General features: G+C 72.1%; 21 protein-coding genes. 7 read left to right on the forward strand and 14 right to left on the reverse strand.

Going from position 1 to position 19,553, the window contains the following annotated elements:
• Nucleotide 1: 1 nt before the first annotated feature.
• From ACETWP_RS16155 to ACETWP_RS16175, 5 genes are all read right to left on the reverse strand, one after another.
• A complete protein-coding gene (locus ACETWP_RS16155; RefSeq protein WP_373973298.1) occupies nt 2-817 on the reverse strand; it encodes an ABC transporter permease in 816 nt (271 codons plus the stop codon).
• The gene (locus tag ACETWP_RS16160; RefSeq protein ID WP_373973299.1) at nt 807-1,766 is read right to left on the reverse strand and encodes an ABC transporter ATP-binding protein; all 960 of its coding nucleotides are present in this window, start codon (nt 1,764-1,766) and stop codon (nt 807-809) included. The genes ACETWP_RS16155 and ACETWP_RS16160 overlap by 11 nt, the downstream gene beginning before the upstream one ends.
• Nucleotides 1,763-3,022, reverse strand: coding sequence for a LolA family protein (locus ACETWP_RS16165; protein ID WP_373973300.1), 1,260 nt, complete (start codon nt 3,020-3,022; stop codon nt 1,763-1,765). The genes ACETWP_RS16160 and ACETWP_RS16165 overlap by 4 nt, the downstream gene beginning before the upstream one ends.
• Nucleotides 3,023-3,170: 148 nt before the next feature.
• The gene (locus tag ACETWP_RS16170; RefSeq protein WP_373973301.1) at nt 3,171-3,725 is read right to left on the reverse strand and encodes a hypothetical protein; all 555 of its coding nucleotides are present in this window, start codon (nt 3,723-3,725) and stop codon (nt 3,171-3,173) included.
• 298 nt (nt 3,726-4,023) lie between these two features.
• The gene (locus ACETWP_RS16175) at nt 4,024-4,440 is read right to left on the reverse strand and encodes a hypothetical protein (protein WP_373973302.1); all 417 of its coding nucleotides are present in this window, start codon (nt 4,438-4,440) and stop codon (nt 4,024-4,026) included.
• Between the two features lie 407 nt (nt 4,441-4,847).
• On the opposite strand from ACETWP_RS16175, the gene ACETWP_RS16180 reads away from it, so the two are divergent.
• Entirely contained in the window at nt 4,848-6,659 is a 1,812-nt protein-coding gene (locus tag ACETWP_RS16180) for a cellulase family glycosylhydrolase (RefSeq protein ID WP_373973303.1), read from the forward strand.
• Between the two features lie 33 nt (nt 6,660-6,692).
• Here ACETWP_RS16180 and ACETWP_RS16185 read toward each other — a convergent pair whose 3' ends face one another.
• Nucleotides 6,693-7,190 (reverse strand): SRPBCC family protein, encoded by a 498-nt coding sequence (locus ACETWP_RS16185; protein WP_373973304.1) that lies wholly within the window; start codon nt 7,188-7,190, stop codon nt 6,693-6,695.
• Between the two features lie 5 nt (nt 7,191-7,195).
• Complete coding sequence (locus tag ACETWP_RS16190) at nt 7,196-7,537, reverse strand: ArsR/SmtB family transcription factor (RefSeq protein ID WP_373973305.1); 342 nt, start codon at nt 7,535-7,537, stop codon at nt 7,196-7,198.
• Nucleotides 7,538-7,667: 130 nt separating this feature from the next.
• On the opposite strand from ACETWP_RS16190, the gene ACETWP_RS16195 reads away from it, so the two are divergent.
• Nucleotides 7,668-8,315 carry a 4a-hydroxytetrahydrobiopterin dehydratase gene (locus tag ACETWP_RS16195; protein WP_373973306.1) on the forward strand — a complete coding sequence of 216 codons (648 nt, stop codon included), beginning with the start codon at nt 7,668-7,670 and terminating at the stop codon, nt 8,313-8,315.
• An 18-nt stretch (nt 8,316-8,333) separates the two neighbouring features.
• On the opposite strand, the gene ACETWP_RS16200 is transcribed toward ACETWP_RS16195, so the two are convergent.
• The 4 genes from ACETWP_RS16200 to ACETWP_RS16215 are packed head-to-tail and all read right to left on the reverse strand — an operon-like array spanning nt 8,334 to nt 12,478.
• The gene (locus ACETWP_RS16200; protein WP_373973307.1) at nt 8,334-9,176 is read right to left on the reverse strand and encodes an ABC transporter permease; all 843 of its coding nucleotides are present in this window, start codon (nt 9,174-9,176) and stop codon (nt 8,334-8,336) included.
• 9 nt (nt 9,177-9,185) lie between these two features.
• On the reverse strand, nt 9,186-10,130 hold the full coding sequence (locus ACETWP_RS16205; protein WP_373973308.1) for an ABC transporter permease: 945 nt from the start codon (nt 10,128-10,130) through the stop codon (nt 9,186-9,188).
• Between the two features lie 12 nt (nt 10,131-10,142).
• Nucleotides 10,143-11,327: an ABC transporter substrate-binding protein gene (locus ACETWP_RS16210; protein ID WP_373973309.1), complete on the reverse strand. Its 1,185-nt coding sequence runs from the start codon at nt 11,325-11,327 to the stop codon at nt 10,143-10,145.
• A 29-nt stretch (nt 11,328-11,356) separates the two neighbouring features.
• Complete coding sequence (locus ACETWP_RS16215) at nt 11,357-12,478, reverse strand: ABC transporter ATP-binding protein (protein ID WP_373973310.1); 1,122 nt, start codon at nt 12,476-12,478, stop codon at nt 11,357-11,359.
• Between the two features lie 165 nt (nt 12,479-12,643).
• On the opposite strand from ACETWP_RS16215, the gene ACETWP_RS16220 reads away from it, so the two are divergent.
• A complete protein-coding gene (locus ACETWP_RS16220; RefSeq protein ID WP_373973311.1) occupies nt 12,644-13,390 on the forward strand; it encodes a FadR/GntR family transcriptional regulator in 747 nt (248 codons plus the stop codon).
• Nucleotides 13,387-14,109, forward strand: a complete 723-nt coding sequence (locus tag ACETWP_RS16225; protein ID WP_373973312.1) for a cache domain-containing protein — start codon at nt 13,387-13,389, stop codon at nt 14,107-14,109. Before ACETWP_RS16220 ends, ACETWP_RS16225 begins: the two co-directional genes overlap by 4 nt.
• Before the next feature lie 24 nt (nt 14,110-14,133).
• On the opposite strand, the gene ACETWP_RS16230 is transcribed toward ACETWP_RS16225, so the two are convergent.
• From ACETWP_RS16230 to hrpB, 3 genes are all read right to left on the reverse strand, one after another.
• Nucleotides 14,134-14,559 (reverse strand): VOC family protein, encoded by a 426-nt coding sequence (locus tag ACETWP_RS16230; protein WP_373973313.1) that lies wholly within the window; start codon nt 14,557-14,559, stop codon nt 14,134-14,136.
• A gap of 185 nt (nt 14,560-14,744) precedes the next feature.
• A complete protein-coding gene (locus ACETWP_RS16235; RefSeq protein ID WP_373973314.1) occupies nt 14,745-15,116 on the reverse strand; it encodes a hypothetical protein in 372 nt (123 codons plus the stop codon).
• Between the two features lie 97 nt (nt 15,117-15,213).
• Nucleotides 15,214-17,985: an ATP-dependent helicase HrpB gene (gene hrpB, locus ACETWP_RS16240; RefSeq protein ID WP_373973315.1), complete on the reverse strand. Its 2,772-nt coding sequence runs from the start codon at nt 17,983-17,985 to the stop codon at nt 15,214-15,216.
• On the opposite strand from hrpB, the gene ACETWP_RS16245 reads away from it, so the two are divergent.
• The 3 genes from ACETWP_RS16245 to ACETWP_RS16255 all read left to right on the forward strand — a co-directional run bounded on the left by ACETWP_RS16245 (nt 17,976) and on the right by ACETWP_RS16255 (nt 19,498).
• Nucleotides 17,976-18,581 carry a GNAT family N-acetyltransferase gene (locus ACETWP_RS16245; RefSeq protein ID WP_373973316.1) on the forward strand — a complete coding sequence of 202 codons (606 nt, stop codon included), beginning with the start codon at nt 17,976-17,978 and terminating at the stop codon, nt 18,579-18,581. The genes hrpB and ACETWP_RS16245 overlap by 10 nt on opposite strands.
• A 71-nt stretch (nt 18,582-18,652) precedes the next feature.
• Nucleotides 18,653-18,949, forward strand: coding sequence for a hypothetical protein (locus ACETWP_RS16250; RefSeq protein WP_373973317.1), 297 nt, complete (start codon nt 18,653-18,655; stop codon nt 18,947-18,949).
• A gap of 84 nt (nt 18,950-19,033) precedes the next feature.
• The gene (locus ACETWP_RS16255) at nt 19,034-19,498 is read left to right on the forward strand and encodes a GatB/YqeY domain-containing protein (protein WP_373973318.1); all 465 of its coding nucleotides are present in this window, start codon (nt 19,034-19,036) and stop codon (nt 19,496-19,498) included.
• Nucleotides 19,499-19,553: the final 55 nt, after the last annotated feature.

Raw genomic sequence — 19,553 nt, forward strand, 5'->3', positions numbered from 1 at the left:
CTCAGGACAGCACGTCCTTGGTGGCGAACCGCCCGTAGGCCAGCGCACCGAACACCAGGATGTAGCCGGCCTGCAGCAGGGCGTTCTCGCCGAAGGACGTCCACAGGATCGGCTCGCGCAGCAGGTCCGCGAAGCCGAGCCAGTGGTGGGTGAACAGCCACGGGTGCAGCCACTCCAGCTGCGGCAGCTGGCCGAGGATCTGGGCCGCGACGGACAGGACGGCCGTCGCGGCCATCGCGCCGACCGGCACGTCCGTCACCGTGGAGACGAACAGCCCGATCGCCGAGAGCCCCAGCAGCGACACGGACACGTACGCGGCCACGAGCCCCACCCGCAGGAAGGACTCAGCCAGCGGGATCGTGTCGCCGGACAGGAGGGTCACCGGGCCCACCGGGAAGAGCAGCAGCCCGATCCCGATCCCGCACAGGGCCACCATCAGCGCCGCCGCGAGGCAGAACACGGCCGCGCCGGCGTACTTGATGGCCAGCAGCCGCCCGCGCGAGACGGGCGCGAGCAGCAGGTAGCGCAGCGTCCCGTGCCCGGCCTCCCCCGCGATCGTGTCCCCGGCGACGACGGCGACCGTCAGCGGCAGGAACAGCGGCACGCACATCAGCAGCCCGACGAGCGCGACGAACAGGCCGTTGCCGGCGACCCGGTCCAGGAACGCGGGCCCGCGGCCGGTCGGCGGGCCGGAGGTGAGCCGGACGGCGACCGCCACCAGCACGGGGACGGCGCCGAGGGCCAGCAGCATCGCCCACGTGCGGCGGCGCCGGAAGATCAGGTGGAGCTCGGAGGCGAGCAGGCTGCTACTGGGCAAGGTCGAACCCCTCCCCCGTCAGCGCGACGAACCGGTCCTCGAGGCTGGGCCGCTCGACGGCGAAGCCGCGCACCCGCACGCCGGCGGCCACGAGCGTCTCGACGATCAGCTCGGGCTCCGGGGAACCGTCGGGCAAGGGCGCCCGGACGACGTCGTGGCCCGCGGCGCCGTCCGGCACCAGACCCAGCCGGGCCAGCACGGCGCGCGCCCCGGCGTCGTCCGGGGTGGTGACCCGCACCTCGGCGACGCCGTCGGCGCGCAGCTCGGCGAGCGTGCCCTGAGCCACGCGGTTCCCGACGCTCATCACGGCCGCGTGCGTGCACATCTGATCGATCTCGGCGAGCAGGTGGCTGGAGACGAAGACCGTGGTGCCCTGCCCGGCGAGCGACGCGATGAGGTGGCGCACCTCGCGGGTGCCCTGCGGGTCCAGCCCGTTCGTGGGCTCGTCGAGCACCAGCAGCTCGTGCGACGTCGCCAGCGCGTTCGCGATGCCGAGGCGCTGCTTCATGCCCAGCGAATACGCGTGGACGGCGAGCCGGGCCGCCTTCCCCAGGCCCACGGTGTCCAGCGCCCGGTCCACCCGCGCGGCGCGCGTGGCGGAGTCGGCGCGGCGGTCCGCGGCGTCGAGCCGGAGGAGGTTGGCGCGCCCCGACAGGTACGGATAGAAGGCGGGACCCTCGACGAGCGCCCCGACCCGCGGCAGCACGTCCATCGCGGCCTCCGGCATCGGCCGGCCCAGCACGGTGATGGTCCCGCTGCTCGGCGTCGCGAGTCCCAGCAGCATCCGGATGGTGGTGGTCTTGCCGGACCCGTTCGGGCCGAGGAAGCCGAAGACGGAGCCGCGCGGCACGTCCAGGTCCAGGCCGTTGACCGCGCGGCGTTTGCCGAACGACTTGCTCAGCCCCTGCGTCTGGATGGCGAGGTCCCCGTCCGGGGGCGCCGCGCTCACCCGGCGTCTGCCGCGGCCTGCAGCCGCTCCACGGGCACGGACCCGACGAACACGCGGCCGTCGTCGGCGATCAGCACGTTCACGAGCGACGTGTGGAGCAGCCGGCCGCCGTCGACCGGCGCGGCGAGCCCGTTCAGCAGCGCGGAGTCCTGCAGCTCTTCCGGCACCTTCTCGGCGGGGATGACGACAACGGCGTCCCATCCCGTGCCGTCCGCCAGGCCGTGGCGCCGGGCGGCGTCGCCGGACATCTTGTCTTCATGGGCTTCGCGCCACTTCTCCGCGCCTTGCCACTTCTCCGCGCCGTGCCACTTCTCCGCGCCGTGCCACGTCCCGGCGTCTTTCCGGTTTTCGAGGTCGCCGCGGTCGGGCAGGTCGCGCTCCTCGACCGTCGCGCCGGCCGGGGGTTCGAAGTCGAAGATCTCGGCGTCCGGGGCCTCCGGGGTGAACTTCGTGAACGCGACCGACAGGGCAGGCTCCTCCTGGTCCACGGCCTCGACGGTGACGGCCAGCGGAGCCCCGGTCTCGGCGTCGACGCCGATGGTCACGCCCTCGACCAGAGTGTCGTCGGTGGCCGGCGTCAGCACCAGGTTGTAGACGTCGCGGCCGGCGACGGAGCCCTCCTCGACGGTGACCTCCGTGCCCGGGTCCGCCATCCCGAGGAAGCGGTCGGCGAGTTCGTCCGGCGTCGGCAGGGCCTGCGGGGCGCGGCCGCCCCAGAGCGACCTGGCGTCCTCGAGCGCCGCCTTCGCCTCCGAGGGCGCCATCGGCAGCGTGGTGTGGACGGCGGTGTTCTCCTCGGAGCTGTAGTGCCACACGTCCGTGCCGTTGAGGACGAAGTCCTCCTGCTCCAGCCCGTCGAGCTTCTGCAGCCGGGCCTTGTCGGTCCCGTCGACGTAGATGCGCGCCTCGTGCGTGCCCGAGAGCATGTTCAGCAACCCGGTCATGCCGGCGTCCGCGGAGTCCGAGGAGTCGGTGGTGTCCGCGTCGGCGCCGGTGTCAGTGGGGGAACCGAGGTCCTCGCCGTCGCCGCCGCCGACGTCGGGCAGCTGCGGGATGCCGAGGTCCGACGTGGCGAGCACGTGCCCGGAGAAGGACTCGAGCTCGGAGCCGGCGACCATCGCGAGCACCTCCTCCGGCGTCTTGTCCGGGAGATCCACCTGCGCGGAGGCGGCGTACGAGGAGCCGATCGCGACGGCCGCGATCACCACGGGAACGGCCGCGGCGGGCATCCATTTCTTCAGCACAACGGGTTTCATGACGGTTTACCCCAGTCCAACGATTGGTACCTCCACGGTACGCCGATTGCCGCGGGTGGGCGATGAAACCGAGGAATATCGCTGGGAAAATTCGTGTGCCGAGCGACCATCGCGACACCGTCCGTCGACGCAGCACAGCCAGGTCTGGCTACGCTTCCGACTGCGGGGGCGGAAATCGCACCCAGGTTCCGTGGTCTCCCGGGCGGGATGAACCGCGGTGGACGCTCCGAGACCGGGCCCGGACAAGCCGTCGCACTTGTTTCGGGTACATGCGGCGCAGCTTGCGACGCAGCCTCTTGTAGCCACGGTGGTCGGTCACCCCCTCAGCCATGGACCACAGCTCTTCCGGATGCACGTTCGGCGGCAGCTTGGCCCACCAATCCTTGGTCAGGACATCGTAGGAGTCGGGGCCGTCAATGCCGGCCTCGCCCAGCATTCGAGCCACGTCGCGGGAGAGTTGGTCATCTAAAGTCGTGCGGGCGATGGGAGGCAGGTCGCGCCGCATCGAATGGGTGTTGGACACCGCCCCCAGTCCGAGGTCCAGCAGCGCGGCCACCACCACCATGCTCCACGGTTGGTGCTCCACCGGCACGCGGGTGGCATGCCGAGACGGTTCCATGCCGACGGGCACTTGGGTCCAGTTCAGGCGCCTCACTTCTGGCCCGGAAAATAGCATCGCTTGTTCCCCTTCGGGCAGTACCATTCCTTGGATTTCAATCCTTGTGTGGTCCACGTGCGGCTGTGCCCGGCCGCCTTGAACTTCGTGTAGTAGACGGAGAAGTAGGTGTCGGCGTTGTGGAGCTTATTGCCCCGTTCCTCATCCGCGACGATACGCCTACCCGGGGCTATCTGACGGTCTGCGGGTGCGGCGCAGGGGTCGGCGGCACGGACACTGGTCGGTTGCGAGCCCGCTTCGTCGACGGCGTACTTCATGTGAGGCCCCCGTGCAGGACCTCCACCCCGGGAGGAGCCGGTCCGGCGGAAGCCTTCTGTCCGAGACGCTAGTCGCTGAGCTTGATCACCTCGAGGGGGAAGTTCGACCCGGCGTCGCAGGTGTCCAGGCGGCACTCCTGGATGAATCCGGTGAAGACCGCCTCCCCGTCCTCGAACGCCATTTCCAGGGCCACGACGTCGTAGGTCAGCTCGGCCGTGCCGCCGGCGCAGGTGAACTGCTCGAAGTCGCTCCCGCTGGCGATCCTGCCCTCGGAGACGCGCTGGGTGATGCTGGCGAAGACGAAGACCGTGTCGCCCTCAGTGCACGACACGGTGAACGTGCCCTGAACGGCCGCGCCGCCGGCGATCCGCTCGCCGTCGCCGACCTCCGTGAAGCCGCCCGCGTGCGCGGGGGCGGCAAAGGCCGCCAGCCCGAGGCCGGCGGCGAGCGCGGCGGCTGCCGCGGCCCTCAGTGTTTTCTTCATCGTCCTGTCCCTCCGATGGCGGAGCGAGCGCTCGCTTCGCAGCTGGTACCGTCCGCCGGGGCCGCTCGGCATGCCCCGCTTGTGGTGGACCTTCAGGTTAGCCCTCGCGGCCGGGTCCCCACAGGCCGCGCGTGGACTATTTCGGCCGCGGTTTGGTCGCGATCCGGACTTGATCCGCGCGCGGCCCGCCCGCCTCCGTGACCGGAGCTGTGAACCGCGCCACGGTGCCGTGCCAACTCCTGTACTAGAGTGGGGAATGTGCTGGGGAGCACTCTTGGGGAACGGACCTTCGGTCCCACGTCCGCGGTGGCAGGGTCACCGCCTGCCGTGGCGGTCGGGCGTCGGGTATTTCCCGAGGCCCTCCGGGACAGCGCTCATGTCTGCGACCGATCCGATCGGAGATCACCATGTCCTCCCAGGTCCCCCAGCTCCCACTCCTGCCCGCCGCGCCCCGGCGTCGTCGGCGGCCCGCCCGCTCCCGGCGCCTGTGGGCGCTGATGCTGGTCTCGCTCCTCGCCGTCACGGGCTGCACGCCCGGCAGCGGGGGCGACGACGCCGCCCAGGGCGCCGAGCCCGCCGCCGCATCGAACGGCCTCGGCACCGACGGGTTCGTCCGCGCCGCGGGAAGCGGCCTCGAGGTCGACGGCGGGCCCGTACGGCTTGAGGCGGTGAACTTCTCCAACCTGTACCACCGCGACATCGACGGGTCCGAGCTCCTGGAGTCCCCGCACCACTCGGAGCAGGACTTCGCGCGGGTGAAGGAGCTGGGGTTCAACAGCGTCCGCTTCGCGTTCGATGGCGACTGGTACGCGGAGGACCCGGAGGTCTTCTGGCAGTGGCTGGACCGCAACATCGGGTGGGCGCGGCAGCACGAGGTGCGGCTGATCCTGGACCTGCACACGCCCATCGGTGGCTTCTGGCTGGACCCGACCAGCGAGGACGTCAGCTTCGACCTCTGGTCCGACCCCGAGCTCCAGCAGGCCAACGCGGACCTGTGGACCGACATCGCCGCGCGGTACAAGGACGAGACCGCGATCGCGGCGTACGACCTCCTCAACGAGCCCGTCACGAGCGACTCCACGGGCGAGCAGTGGGAGGAGCTGGCGCAGCGGCTGGTCGACGCGGTCCGCGCCGAGGACCCCCACCACCTGCTGGTCGTCGGCGGCGTCTACGGCGTCGGGGAGGCCTACGGCGCCGCGGGGATCGACCCGCACTTCCTGGTCGACGACGACAACGTCATGTACGACTTCCACTTCTACGAGCCCATCAAGTACACGCACCAGTACGCCTCCTGGGTCGAGGGGCCGATCCAGGACGGCGGCCGCTACCCGGACCCGGACGTGATCCTGCCGACCGGCGAGCGGACCTACCTGACCGAGAGCGCCATCAGCACCCCGTCGCTGCCCGTGGGCACGTCCGGCTGGGCGGCGTACGACAGCGGCCTGGTCGAGATCGAGGACGAGTCCGCGATCGCCGCGATGCCCCTGGTCGTCGCGCAGGGCGGCATGCGCGGGACCGCGTACTTCGACGCCGTGCGGGTGACCGAATACGACGCCGACGGCCAGGAGATCCGGCGGGTCGTTGACGACCAGCTCGACGGCGACGGCACCCTGGACTGGTACCAGTGGTCGAGCGACGACGCCGCGCCGGCGCCGGAGTTCGCGCGCGAGTCCTCGGGGCGCGAGGACGGGGCGAGCCTGTCCGTCACCGACGCCACGCGGGCGGACGCGCTCGCCGGGTGGAGCAACGACGCGCACCTGTTCAAGGTGGTCCCCGGGAACCAGTACCGCATCCAGGGCTACATGCGGGGCGAGGACATCGCGCCGGCGTCGGCCGCCGCCTCCCCGCAGATCGTCCTGAAGCTCGACGTGTACGCCGAGACGGAGGGGGCCGCCGGCGGCGGCTTCCTGCCCCGCGACAAGACCTTCCTCGAGTACCAGATGGAGGAGAACCTGGCCTTCGGCGCCGAACACGGGGTGCCGATGTCGGTCATGGAGTTCGGGGCCGTCCGCCAGGCCTTCCAGATGGAGGGCAAGGGCGGGGAGCAGTGGGTCGGCGACATGCTCTCCCTGCTGGAGGAGAACAACCTCAGCTTCTCCTACTGGGAGTACCACGGCACCGAAATGGGCCTCTACCTCAGCGGCAGCGGCGAGCCGGGCGAGCCGAACACGGCGCTGCAGGATCTCCTGCGGCGCGAGCTCGGCGGGGAGGGCGGCTGACCTCCCCGCCGGCCCGGCCCGGCGCGGCGGGACCTAGCGGACGCTCTGCTCCGCGAGGATGGCGTCGATCTGGCCCATGGCCTCCCGCATGCCCTCCTCCATGCCCATCTTGGACATCTCCTCCAGTTGCTCGAGGCTCTCGAACCGCGAGAGGGTCGTCATGCGCGTGGACTTGCCCGTCGCCTCCAGGGTCACGAAGCAGCGCGTCGTGCCGAGGAAGCCGCTGGGTTCGCCGTCGTCGCCGGCGAACCCGTCCTCGAAGTCGAGTGCGCGCGGCGCCTCGACGGCGCCGAACTTCCACCAGCCGCGCGCCGTGGTGCCGTCGGGCCCGGTCATGAAGTAGCGGCATTCCCCGCCCGGCTCGAACTCGAAGCGCTCGAACGTCGCCGGCCAGGTCGGCGGCCCCCACCAGCGCTCCAGCTGCCGCGGGTCCTCCCACACCTGCCACACGCGCTCCACGCCGGCGTCGAACTCGGCGACGAACTCGAACGTCAGCTTCTCCAGGTCCTTCCGCGAACTCACAACGGTCATGATCCCTATCCCTTCTCTTGTTCGGAGAGGATGTCCCCGATCCTGTCGGCGCGTCCGCGCCACAACTCCCCGTAGGCGTCGAGCAGTCGCGCCGCCCGGCGCAATGCCTCGGGATTCCCGTGCACGATCTGCTCCCTCCCACGCCGTTCCTTGGTGACGAGCGCGGCCCGCTCGAGCACCGCGACGTGTTTCTGGACCGCGGCGAAGCTCATCTCGTAGTGCCGCGCCAGCTCCGACACGGACTGCTCCCGCAGCAGCGCCTGCCGGACGATGTCGCGGCGGGTCGCATCCGCCAGGGCCTGGAAGATGCGGTCGATCTCCGCGTCGCTCAGTTCAAGTACAACCATTTGGTTGTACGTTAGCGCCGCCGGTACCCCCGCGCAAGGGGTGGCGCGAACTTTTCCACCGCGGCCCGCGGACCCCCGGGCCGCCTTCGGAACCTCTGGACAGCGGGCGGCCGCCGACCATACTGGGGGGATGGACAAGCTCACCAGCGCCCAGGTCCTCGAGTCCGGACTCGACGACTGGCGCCTCCTGGCCCAGGCCCTGCACGCCCGCTTCCGCACGAAGGACTTCGCATCCGGGCTGCGGTTCGTCAACGCGGTCGGCGAGGCCGCGGAGGCCGCGAACCACCACCCCGACCTGACGCTGACCTATCCCCTCGTGGACGTGAAGCTGAGCAGCCACGACGCCGGCGGGATCACGCAACGCGACGTCGACCTGGCGCGGACCGTCAGCGGCATCGCACGGGAGCAGGGCGTGGCCGCCGAGCCGCGCGTGGTCGCCGAGATCGAGCTGGCGCTGGACACGGCCGACCTCGCCGCCATCGGGCCCTTCTGGGCGGCGCTGCTGACCGGCGACGCCGGCGCGATCGACGGCGACGACCTCGCGGACCCGAACGGCCGGGTCCCGTTGCTCTGGTTCCAGCACACCGACGCCCACGAAGCCCCGCGGCAGCGCTTCCACCTGGACGTGTGGGTCCCGCACGACGTCGCCGAGGAGCGGATCGCGGCGGCCGTCGCGGCCGGCGGCACCGTGGTCGACGCCGGGCAGGCGCCGTCGTTCACGGTCCTGGCCGACGCGGAGGGCAACCGGGCCTGCGTCTGCACGTGTCTGGAGCGGTGACCGGGTCTCCGTGGGTCGTCAGCCCTTCTTCGCGGCCTTGGCCGCGGCGCGCCCACTCGCCGCGCCGACGCCGACCGAGTCCGCCGAGAGCCGCTGCGCCAGCCAGATCGGCAGGATGGAGACCAGGATCAGGACCACCGCCACCACGTTGACCACCGGCGCCTGGTTGGGGCGGAACAGGTTCTGCAGGATCCAGATCGGCAGGGTCGTCTCCCCGGCGCCGATCGTGAACGTGGTCACGATGATCTCGTCGAAGCTCAGCGCGAAGGCCAGGAGCCCGCCGGCCAGCAGCGCGGAGCGCAGCTGCGGGAACGTCACCAGGCGGAAGGTGGTGAACACCCCGGCGCCGAGGTCGGCGGAGGCCTCCTCCAGTCCGGGGCTCATGCGCCGCAGCCGGGCGATCGCGTTGTTGAAGACCGTGACCATGCAGAACGTGGCGTGGGCGACGATGACCGTCCACAGGCTCAGCGGCACCCCGAGGATGGTGGTGAACATGTTGTTCAGCGCGATGCCGGTGACGATGCCGGGCAGCGCGATCGGTAGGATGACCAGCAGGTTCACCACCTCCCGCCCGAAGAATCGGTAGCGCTGCAGGGCCATGGAGAGCAGCGTCCCCAACACCAGCGACAGGACGGTGGAGACCACCGCGACCCAGAGTGAGGTGGCCAACGCCTCGCGGACGCCGGTGGAGTCGAAGGCCCGCCCCCACCATTCGAGAGTGAACCCGCTGGGGGGCCAGCCGAAGGTGCGGTCCGCATTGAACGAGTTGACCACCACCAGGAGCAGTGGGGCGTAGATGAAGAACAGGACCAGTCCGGTGATCACACCCAGGACGGTTTTGGCGCTGCGCGAGAGTCTCACCGGGGGCTCCTAGAGGTTGTTCAGGGCGCCGGTGCGGCGGACCACGAAGAGGTAGATCGTGATGATCACGATCGGGATGAGGGACACGGCCGCCGCGAAGGGCAGGTTGTTCGCGGCCCCCACGTTGGCGTAGACGACCGTGCCGAGCATCTGCGTGGTGCCGCCGACGATCTGCGCGGTGATGTAGTCGCCGAGGGAGAGCGAGAACGTGAAGATGGTGCCGGCGATGATGGACGGGACCAGGATCGGCAGCATGACGAGCCGCAGGGTGGTCCAGGGCTTCGCCCCCAGGTCGCCGGAGGCCTCCAGCAGCGAGTCCGGCACCCGGTCGAACCCGGCGTGGATGGGCAGGATCATGAACGGCAGCCAGATGTAGGACAGCGTCAGGATGACTGCGGTCTGCGAATAGCCGGGTGTCTGCAGCCCGATGGGCGCGCCGAGCCACTCCAGCAGCCCGCCCTCGGCGAGCACGTTGCGCCACGCGTATGCCTTGACCAGATAGCTGGCCCACAGCGGCATCAGCACGGCGACGACCAGAAGCTTCTGCCAGCGGGCGCTCGCCACCTTGGCGATGAAGAACGCGATCGGGAGCGCGATCACGAGGTCGATCAGCGTGACCGCCACCGCGATCCACAGTGTGCGCAGGGTGATGATCTGGTACACCGGGTCCGTGGTGACGGCGACGATGTTCTCGAGCGTCCACTCGGTGGACACCTTCCCCGTGAAGGTGTCCACCGTCCAGAACGCGGTGATCAGCAGCGCGGCGAGCGCGGCGATGTAGACGAGGACCAGCCAGCCTGCGGGCGCGGTGACCAGACCGGCGAGCCGGAGCCAGGAGTTCCGGTGCAGCAGGGCGGAGACTCTGCGATGCTCCAGCGGTGGCACTCCGGTCCGCGCGGACCCGCCGGGCCTTCCGGCCGGGGATCCGGACGGGTGCTGTATTTGCGTCGCCATGCCGCGCCCCACTCAGCCCTTGATCTCGGTCCAGGCCTTGGTCCAGGCCGAGTAGTCGGTGCACTTCACGTCGGTGCGCCCGTCGACGCACTGCTCCACCGGGGTGGTCCAGTACCAGATCTGCTCCGCGTACGCCTCGTCGCCGGAATGGAACGTCTCGCAGTGGTTCTTGTCCTTGGTCAGGTCGCAGGCCTTGGGGTTGGCCGGGGATTCGCCGAAGTACTCGGCGACCGCGGCGTTGGCCTCGGGGCTCGCGATGTAGTCCAGCCACAGGTAGGCGCAGTTCTTGTTCGGCGACTCGGCGCCCACCATCCAGGTGTCGGACCAGCCGGTGGCCCCCTCCTCGGGGAGCACCGTCTCCACGGCGGCGCCGCCGGCCTGCGCGATGTTCGCGCCGACCTGCCAGGTGGTGCCGACCACCGTGCTCCCGGAGGTGAAGGACTGGACCTCCTTGACGACGTCGGACCAGTACTCGCCAACGTGCTCGCGCTGCTTCTTGAGCAGGTCGACGGCGGCGGCCAGCTGGGTCTCGTCCAGCGCGTACGGGTTGGTGATGCCGAGGTCCGGCTGGTGCTTCATGAGGTACAGCGCCGCGTCGGCGATGTAGATGGGCGAGTCGTAGGCGGTGACCTTGCCGGAGTAGTCGGCAGCGTCGTCGAACACGGCGGACCAGGACGTCGGCGCCGGGTCGACCTTGTCCGTGCGGTACATCAGCAGGTTGGCGCCCCAGCCGTGCGGCATGCCGTAGTTCTGGCCGTCCACCGTGTTCCAGGCCTTGTCCTTGAGGAACGGGTACACGTCGGGATAGTTCGTCAGGAGGTCGGTGTTGACCGGCTCCACGTCCCCGCCCGCGATGAGCCGCAACGAGGCGTCGCCGGAGGCGGAGACGACGTCGTACTGCCCGGTGCGCATGAGCGTGACGGCCTCGTCGGAGGTGCCGAACGGCTTGAAGGAGACTTGGCAGCCGGTCTCCTCCTCGAACGGGGTGACCCAGTCGACGTCAGGGTCGTTGCTGCCGTCCTCGACGTAGCCCGGCCAGGCCAGCACCGAGAGCTGGCCCTCGCCCGCGCCGATCTCGGTCTTCTCCGTGGCCTCGGGGGCTTCTCCGCCGCCTTGCGTGGTGCCACAGGCGCTGAGCGCGAGCGCGGCCACGGCGAGCACGCCGAGCGCGCGGGCCGACTGGTGGGGTGTCTTCATGATGGCCTTCTTTCGTGGGGTGATGTGGGCTAGCGGGAGGTCGTGGTCGCGGCGTCGGGGAGCCAGACGGCGTCGCGGTCGGCCCAGGCGACGGCGACGCGCCGTCCCAGCAGCTCGGCCTCGGTGCCCGGAAGCTGGTCGCCAGTGAGCACCACGACGCCGGGGCCGGAGTCCAGCCGCACGTGCACCTGGGTGGCGTGCCCGACGTAGACCAGCGAGGAGACCGTGCCGGGCACCGACGTCGTGCCCTGGGAGGCTCCCTCGGCGGCTCCATCCGCGGCGCCGCCCACGCCCGGCACACCGGCATTCCAGCGCACGCGCATGCGCTCCGGCCGGATCGAGAACGCGCCGGCCCGGCCGTAGATGGCGGCGGCGGCGTCGGGCCCAAAGACGTTGGAGGTGCCCACGAAGTTGGCCACGAAGCTGCCGGTCGGGCGCTCGTAGATCTCGTGCGCGGTGCCGATCTGCTCCAGCCGGCCGTTGTTGAAGACCCCGATCCGGTCGCTCATGGTCAGGGCCTCCTCCTGGTCGTGGGTGACGAAGATGAAGGTGATCCCCAGCGAGCGCTGCAGCTCCTTGAGTTCGATCTGCATGCGCTGGCGCAGCTTCAGGTCCAGCGCGCCGAGCGGCTCGTCCAGGAGCAGGACCTTGGGCTCGACGACGAGCGCGCGGGCCAGCGCGACGCGCTGGCGCTGGCCGCCGGAGAGCTGGGAGGGCTTGCGGCCCAGGAACTGGCCCAGCTGCACGCGCTCCAGCGCGGCGGCGGCGCGCTCGCGGCGCTCCGTCTTGCCCATGCCGCGCACCCGCAGTCCGTAGGCGACGTTGTCGACCAGGGACATGTGGGGGAACAGCGCGTAGTCCTGGAAGACCGTGTTGACGTCCCGCTCGAACGGGGCCGAGCCGGAGACGTCCCGTCCCTCGAGCTCGATGGTCCCCGAGGTCGGCAGCTCGAACCCGGCGATCAGCCGCAGCACCGTGGTCTTGCCCGATCCGGAGGGGCCGAGCATGGAGAAGAACTCGCCGCGGCGGATATCCAGGTCCACGCCGTCGACGGCGACCGTGTCGCCGAAGGTCTTCGTCAGCCCGCGCAGCCGGATCGCGGGGACCTCCGCGGTCCCGCGCTCGCTGCCCGATACAGCCGTTGCCGTCATGTGGTTCCTCTCTGCCGTGCTGCCGGGCGCGGACTCGTGTGGGACGGGTCACTCCGGTCGATGTGGCTAAACAGTATTACTTCGGAGGTTTTATGCATAGACCCCCGCGACGGTTTCTTGTTATGTTGAGCGCGCCACACGATTTCGACGACGCGGGAGGGCCGAATGTCGCTGCTGTCACCGCTCGGCGGGTCCCGCAGTCTCGCCGCCGTCTTCACACCGATCCGCTCCGGCGCGCTGGTGGAGGAGGTCGCGCAGCGCATCGAGGCCGCCGTGGAGACCGGGCTCTTGGCGAGCGGACAGCGTCTGCCCAACGAAGCCGAGCTGGCCGCGGCACTGGGCGTGTCCGGCACCACCGCCCGGGAGGCCCTTGCCCGGCTGCGTGCCCAGGGCATGATCCGCACGGTGCGTGGCCGCAACGGCGGCAGCGTCATCGCCGACAACGTGCTGCCTTCCCCCGGCAGGGCGCTCGAGCGCCTGCGCGCCCTCACCCGGCTTCAGCTCTCAGACCTGGGCCTGCACTACCGCGCCATCGCGACCGCCTGCGCCCCCGTCGCCGCCCGGCGCTCCGACGCGGCCGACGTCGAGCGCCTGCGCTCGTTCGTCCATCCGGTCCACGAGGATCCCCTGGCCTGGCGGCTCGCCGACTCGGAGTTCCTGCTGGAGGTGGCCGCCGTCGCGCGGTCCGCGCGGATGGCGCGCGAGCTGCTGCGGCTGCAGGCCGAGTTGGGAATCATGACGCTGCTGCCCTACACCGACGCCGTGTTCCGCGACCGCAGCGTAGCGCTGCGCACCGCGGTCGCCGATGCGATCGAGTCCCGCGACGCCGACCTGGCGGCCGCACGGACCGAGGAGATGGTCCGCGGCGCGTTCGACTGGCTGCTGATGGAACAGGCGAGGGAAGCCGCATGAGCGTGGAACACCTGCCCGCGGCGGCGGACCCGCACGCGTCGGACGTGCGGGCGATCGCCGGGTTCGTCGACACGGTGGAGGCCCTCATCGCCGCGTGGGCGGCCGAGGTGGGGGCCGGGTTGACCGCCCTGACGTCCAAGCCCACCGGCACGGCCATCGACAAGCTGGTCCGACCGACGGTCGAGGAGTGGATGGGGGCGGCGGACCCGGTGGCCGCCGGCGCCGGCTTCGTCGCCAACGCCGGGCTGCTGGGCCCGGACCGCAGCTACATCGCGTGGTGGCAGGGCGCGGATCTGGAACGCGTGGACGCGCTGGCGAATTTCAGCCCCAGCTCCATGAGCCGGTACGTGGGGGCCGAGTGGTTCAGGTTCCCCGTCGCGACCGGCCTGCCCCACGTCACCGGTCCCTATGTGGACTTCCTCTGCACCGACGAATACGTCTGCACGTTCACCCACCCCGTGACGGTGCGCGGCTTGGAGACCATCGCCGGGGTGGTCGGCGCGGACGTGACGGTGCAGTCCTTCGAACGGCGGACCCTCGCCGCGCTGCGGCGGATCGGTCCGACGGCGGCGCTGGTCAACCAGGACGGGCGCGCGATAGCCGCGAGTGCGCTGGGGGCCTCGGCCGGCGACCTGATGGTCCGCGACCCCGGGGCCGCCGTCTACGACGCCGGGCGCAGCTTCCACATCTGGACGGCGGCCTCGGCACAGGACGCCTGAGACGCGGCTTCCGCTCCGACGCGGCTACGCCTCCGGCGCCGGCTCCTCCTTCGCTGGGCTGACGTTGACCGCCCAGACGACGCCGAACTTGTCCTCCAGTTCGCCGTAGACGTCGCCCCACATCTGCTCCTTGAACTCCACGCGCAGCGTCGCGCCGTCGAGCAGCCCCTCGAACCACGTCCTGCCGGTCTCCACGTCGTCGCCCCAGACGCACAGGGTGGTGTTCCCCTCGCCGTGCGGCGCCTTCCCCTCCGGGTGGTCGGCGGCCATGAGGACGAAGCCCGGGGTCTCCAGCTGCCCGTGCATGACCTGCTCCGCGAGCGCCGGGTCCGGGTGGTGGTAGTCCCCGTGGGTGGTGATGCCGAGGTCGCCGCCGAAGATCCCGTGGTAGAACTCCAGGGCGTCGCGGGCCTGGCCGTTGAACGCCAGATAGGGACTCATTTTCAGCATGGTGCTGCTCCTGTCGGTGCGGGTGGGCGGGTGTCGGAGGAGCCGCCTCGGCTCCCGAGGCCAGCCAACCGCCCGCGTCCGCCGCCGTCAAGACCCCGCCGTCAAGACCCTGTCGTCAAGACCCCGCCGTCGGGACCCCGTCCCCACGACATCCCCACGACCGCGGCGTCGCGGGCAGGAAATGGCTACGGCAGCCAGTGGTCCACGTGCGCCCAGGGAATGGCGACCACCTGGACGTCGTCCTCATGGACGATCCGGCCCGGCGACGACGTGCGCAGCTCGACCCAGGGCACCTCGTACCGGTCCAGCAGTTCGAGGTACGGGTCGGTGAGGACGAAGAGGTGCTCCGCAGAGTCCCTGAACCAGGAGCGGGCGCCGGGATTCAGCGCGCGGTCGTAGCAGTCGGGCGTCGCGGCCGTGGGGTTGGGATAGGTGGCGTTGGCGTTGTCGTTCGCCCGGCGCAGCCACGCGGCGTCGGCGGCGGTCAATCGGCCCGAGGAGGCCAGCCCGTTGGCGAGGGCGAACACGCCGGGGTAGGTGCCGCGGCGGTTGGGCACCGCGCTTTGGAATCGTCGGAACGTCGGCATGCAGACAAGGTACCCATGGCAACCACCCGCCGCAACAACCCTCCGCAACGACCCTCCGGCGTGTCCGCTACCCGCGGCGCGTGGTCCGCGCCGTCGCGGGGGCGGTCCACGGATCCTCCGGCCACGGGTGCCGCGGGTAGCGTCCCCGCATCTCGGCCCTGACCTGCGCGTACGGTCCGGACCAGAACGAGGCCAAGTCGTCCGTCACGGCCAGCGGCCGCCCCGCCGGCGAGAGCAGGTGGAACAGCACGGGCACGCGGCCGCCGGCCACCCGCGGCGTCTCCGCCCAGCCGAAGCACTCCTGCAGCTTGACCGCCACCACCGGGCGGCCGCCGTCGTCCCCATCGGGGTCCGGGTAGTCGATCCGCACCCGCGAGCCGCTGGGCACCTCGAGGCGCTCCGGGGCGAGCTCGCCGAGGCGGGCCGCCTCCGGCCACGGCAGCAGCCGCCGCAGCGGATCCGCCAGGTCGACGCCCTGCGCGGCCGCCCCGCCGGCCAGCCGGTCCAGCTCCGGTCCCAGCCAGTCCGCCAGCCGCGCCACCAAGGCCGGCTCGGAGACGTCTGGCCACGGGTCCCCGAGCTCGCGGCGCAACAGGGCCAGCCGCCTGCGCAGGGCGTCCGCGCCCGGCGACCAGCCGACCACGCCGAGCCCGTCCGCCGCGAGGGCGCGCGCGACGGCGTCGCGCCCCTCGTCCGCCGAGGGCCGCACCGGCGTCGTGGACAGGGCGATCGACCCGAGCCGGCGTTCCCGCCGCGCGGCGACCCGGCCGCGCTCGAACCGCGCCTCGACCCGGTCGGTCACCAGGTGCGCGGCGGCGGCCAGCGCGGTGCCGGCCTCCAGCGGCGCGGCGGCGCGGATGACGGCGCCCGTCCCGGCCGCGTCGCGCCCCTGCGCGCGCGAGACCTCGGCGACGGCCAGCCACTCGTGCCCGGACAGCGGGCTGCCGGCGGGCAGACCGGCGCGCGTGCCCGAGGCCAGCAGGTAGCTCTCCCCCGCCGCCCCGGGCATCCGGCGCGCCACCCGGTCCGGGAACGCGAGCGCGACGACGAATCCCACCGCCTCCGCGGCCGCCACCGGTTCGGACGGCTCGCCCTCCGGCACGGCGCCGGCGGCTTCCTGCCGCGCGATCCCCTCCAGGCGCCGGGCCTCGTCCGCCCAACGCCGCGCGGCCGGGTCACGGCCCGAACCCTGCGCGGCGCGCAGCTCCGCGAGGAGGCGCGTCAGGTCGGCGCCGGGCGCGCGCGCGTCCCCGGCGACGGCGGCGACGATCTCCGCGGCCACGCGGCGGCCCGCCGCCGGGCTTCCCTCCAGCAGCGCGGAACCGTCGAGCAGCGCGCGGGCCAGCCGCGGATCGGCCGGGATCGAGGACAACGCGCGGCCCAGTGCGGTGGCGCGGCCGCCGTCGTCCACCGCGCCGAGGTCGTGGAGCGTGCGGACGGCGTCGTCCATCGCCGGCCGCGGCGGGGCGTCGGGCAGGGCCAGGCCCTCCCCGGCGGGCGCGCCCCAGCAGGCCAGCGTCAGAGCGGCGGACGTGAGGTCGGCGACGGCGATCTCCGGCGTGGGGTGCGCGGGGGCGGCGCCGAGGGTCCGCTGGTCGTAGCAGCGCACGACGCGGCCCGGACCCTGCCGCGCGGCCCGGCCGGCGCGCTGCTCGGCGGAGGCACGGGAGCAGGACACGGTGACCAGCCCGGACATGCCGCGCGTGGTGTCGCGCCGCGGCTCGCGGGCCAGCCCGGAATCCACGACCAGCCGCACGCCGGGGACGGTCAGCGAGGACTCGGCGAGGGACGTCGAGACAATGATCCGCGGCGGTTCGCCCGGCGCGCGCCCGGAAACGGCGCGGTCCTGTGCCGCGGCGTCGATCTGCCCGTGGAGCTCCAGGACCTCCGTGCGGACACCCGTGCCGCCTCCGGTCCCGGCGCCCGCCCGGCCGCGCAGCCGGTCCCGGAGACGACCGGCGACGAGCGAGACCTCGCGCGCGCCCGGGACGAAGACCAGCGCGTCGGCGCCGGGGTTCCCGGCGAGCGCCTCGGCGTGCGCGGCCGCGGCCGTGTCCGCCACGTGGTCCAGGAACGCGCGCGTCACGCCGCGCTCGTCCTGCCGCGGCGCCGGCGCGGGCGCCCACGAGACGTCGAGCGGGTGCAGGGCGGACGGGCAGTCGACGACGGGGGCCGGACCCGCGCCGTCGTGCGCGCCGAGGAGCGACGCGAAGCGCGGGGCATCGAGCGTGGCGGACATCGCGACCACGGCGAGGTCGCCGCGCAGCTGCCGGACCTCGCCGAGCAGTCCCAGCAGCAGGTCGGTCTCGAGCCCGCGCTCGTGGACCTCGTCGACGACGACGGCGGCCGTGCCCTCCAGCCCCGGATCGGCGAGCAGGCGCCGCAGCAGGATTCCCGGGGTGACGAACTCGACGAGCGTCTCGGCGCCGGCGCGGCGCTCGCCGCGGACCGTGTATCCGACGCGCCCGCCGAGTGGGCCGCCGTCGAGGAACGCGAGCCGGCGGGCGGCCGAGCGCGCCGCGACGCGGCGGGGCTGGGTGACGACGACGCGGGGTGGCCGCCCATCCGGCAAGCGCCGCCCGGCGAGGTTGGCGACCAGCGGGGGGACGAGGGTGGTCTTGCCGGTGCCCGGAGGGGCCTGCACGACGGCGGTCGCCGCGGCTCCCCCGTCGGCGAGCGCGGCGGCCAGCCGGTTCAGGGATTCGGCGAAGACGAGGCCGGCGCCGATGGCCGCGAGGTCGAACGGTCTGCGGGCTGGGCTGGTCACCCGTCCATTGTCCCGTACGGCGACTCCTTGCACCCGCGGCGTCCGGCTGGTTTCGTGGGGCCATGACGACATGGGAGGTCCGTCCGCTCACCTCCGGGAACTTCGGGGACTTCGGTGCGGTCGCCAATCCGCGCGGCAACCCGCGTCACTGCTGGTGTCTGGCCTACCGGCTGACCGGCCGCGACGTGGCTGAGCTGGGCCGGGGCGACGGCGGCGAACGCGAGGGGTTCCTCCGCGGCTTGGCCCGCGAAGACCCCGCCCCCGGGCTGGTCGCCTACCGCGACGGCGAACCCGCCGGCTGGGTGGGGATGGGGCCGCGCGACACCGTGCCGCGGCTGGCGCGCTCGCGGGTGATCCCCCGGGTCGACGACGTGCCGGTCTGGAGCGTCTTCTGCCTCGTGGTGCGCTCCGGCTTCCGCCGGCAGGGCGTCACCGGGCGGCTCCTGGACGGCGCCGAGGAGTACGCGGCCGCCCACGGGGCGCCCTGCCTGGAGGCGTACCCCGTGGAGCCGCGCGACGGGCAGCGGGTGAATTCCGCCTTCGCCTACGTGGGGACCACCGGGATGTTCGAGCGCGCCGGCTACCGGCGGGTGGTGCTGACCGACTCCACCAGCGACGGCCTACCCCGGTGGCTGGTGCGCAAGGACCTGGCACCGGACGGCGGCTGAGGCCGGCTCCGCCTCTTGTCCGGGACCCGGTCGGCGCCCACTATGGGTGCATTCCCACCCAAGGAGGAGCCATGGCTACCGAGGCCTACGGAATCGTGCATTTCTTCGCCGGCGGCACCCGAGAGCAATACGATGCGTCCGTCGCCGCCGTCCATCCGGGCGACGGCCAGCTGCCCGCCGGGCAGATCTTCCACGCCGCCGGGCCCTCGGAGGGCGGCTGGACGATCATGGCGGTTCACGAGTCGCAGGAAAGTTGGGAGACCTTCCGAGACGGAACGCTGCTTCCGCGGTTCAACCAGGGCATCGACGGAGGCTTCACGTCGCTTCCCGAGGAAACCGTCGTCGACCTCTACACGCTGCTGCCCTGACGCCCCCACCCACCAGGCCCACGTGCCCTCCCGCGGGGGACAATGGGGGCAACCCGTTCCGCTCCCCCGACGAAAGGCACCCCCATGGGCACCCTCAAGGACCAGCTGCGCACCGACATGACCCACCACCTCAAGTCCGGCAACAAGCTGGCGCTGATGACGCTGCGCAACCTGCTGGGCGAGATCAACACGAAGGAGAAGGGCGGCAAGACGCCGGTCGAGCTGGGCGACGAGCAGGTCGTCGCACTGCTGCAGAAGGAGGCCGCGCGCCGCCGCGAGACCGCGCTGACCTACGGCGACGCCGGGCAGCCCGAGCGGGCCGCCATGGAGACCGCGGAGGCGGACTTCATCGAGACCTACCTGCCCGCCCCGCTGACGTCCGAGGACGTCTCCGAGATCGTCGACCGCGCGATCGCCGCGGTCGCCGCCGGCGGCGAGGCGCCGGGCATGCGCCAGATGGGGCAGGTCATGAAGATCGTCTCGGCCGAGGTCGCCGGCCGCTTCGACGGCAAGGCCACCAGCGAGATGGTGAAGAGCCGGCTCGCCTGATGCCGCCCCGCCCCGTTCCGTCCAGGCCCTAGTCACCACCCGCCCCACCCGCTAC

It is taken from the genome of Arthrobacter halodurans, assembly GCF_041877255.1.
Lineage (GTDB): Bacteria > Actinomycetota > Actinomycetes > Actinomycetales > Micrococcaceae > Arthrobacter_N > Arthrobacter_N halodurans.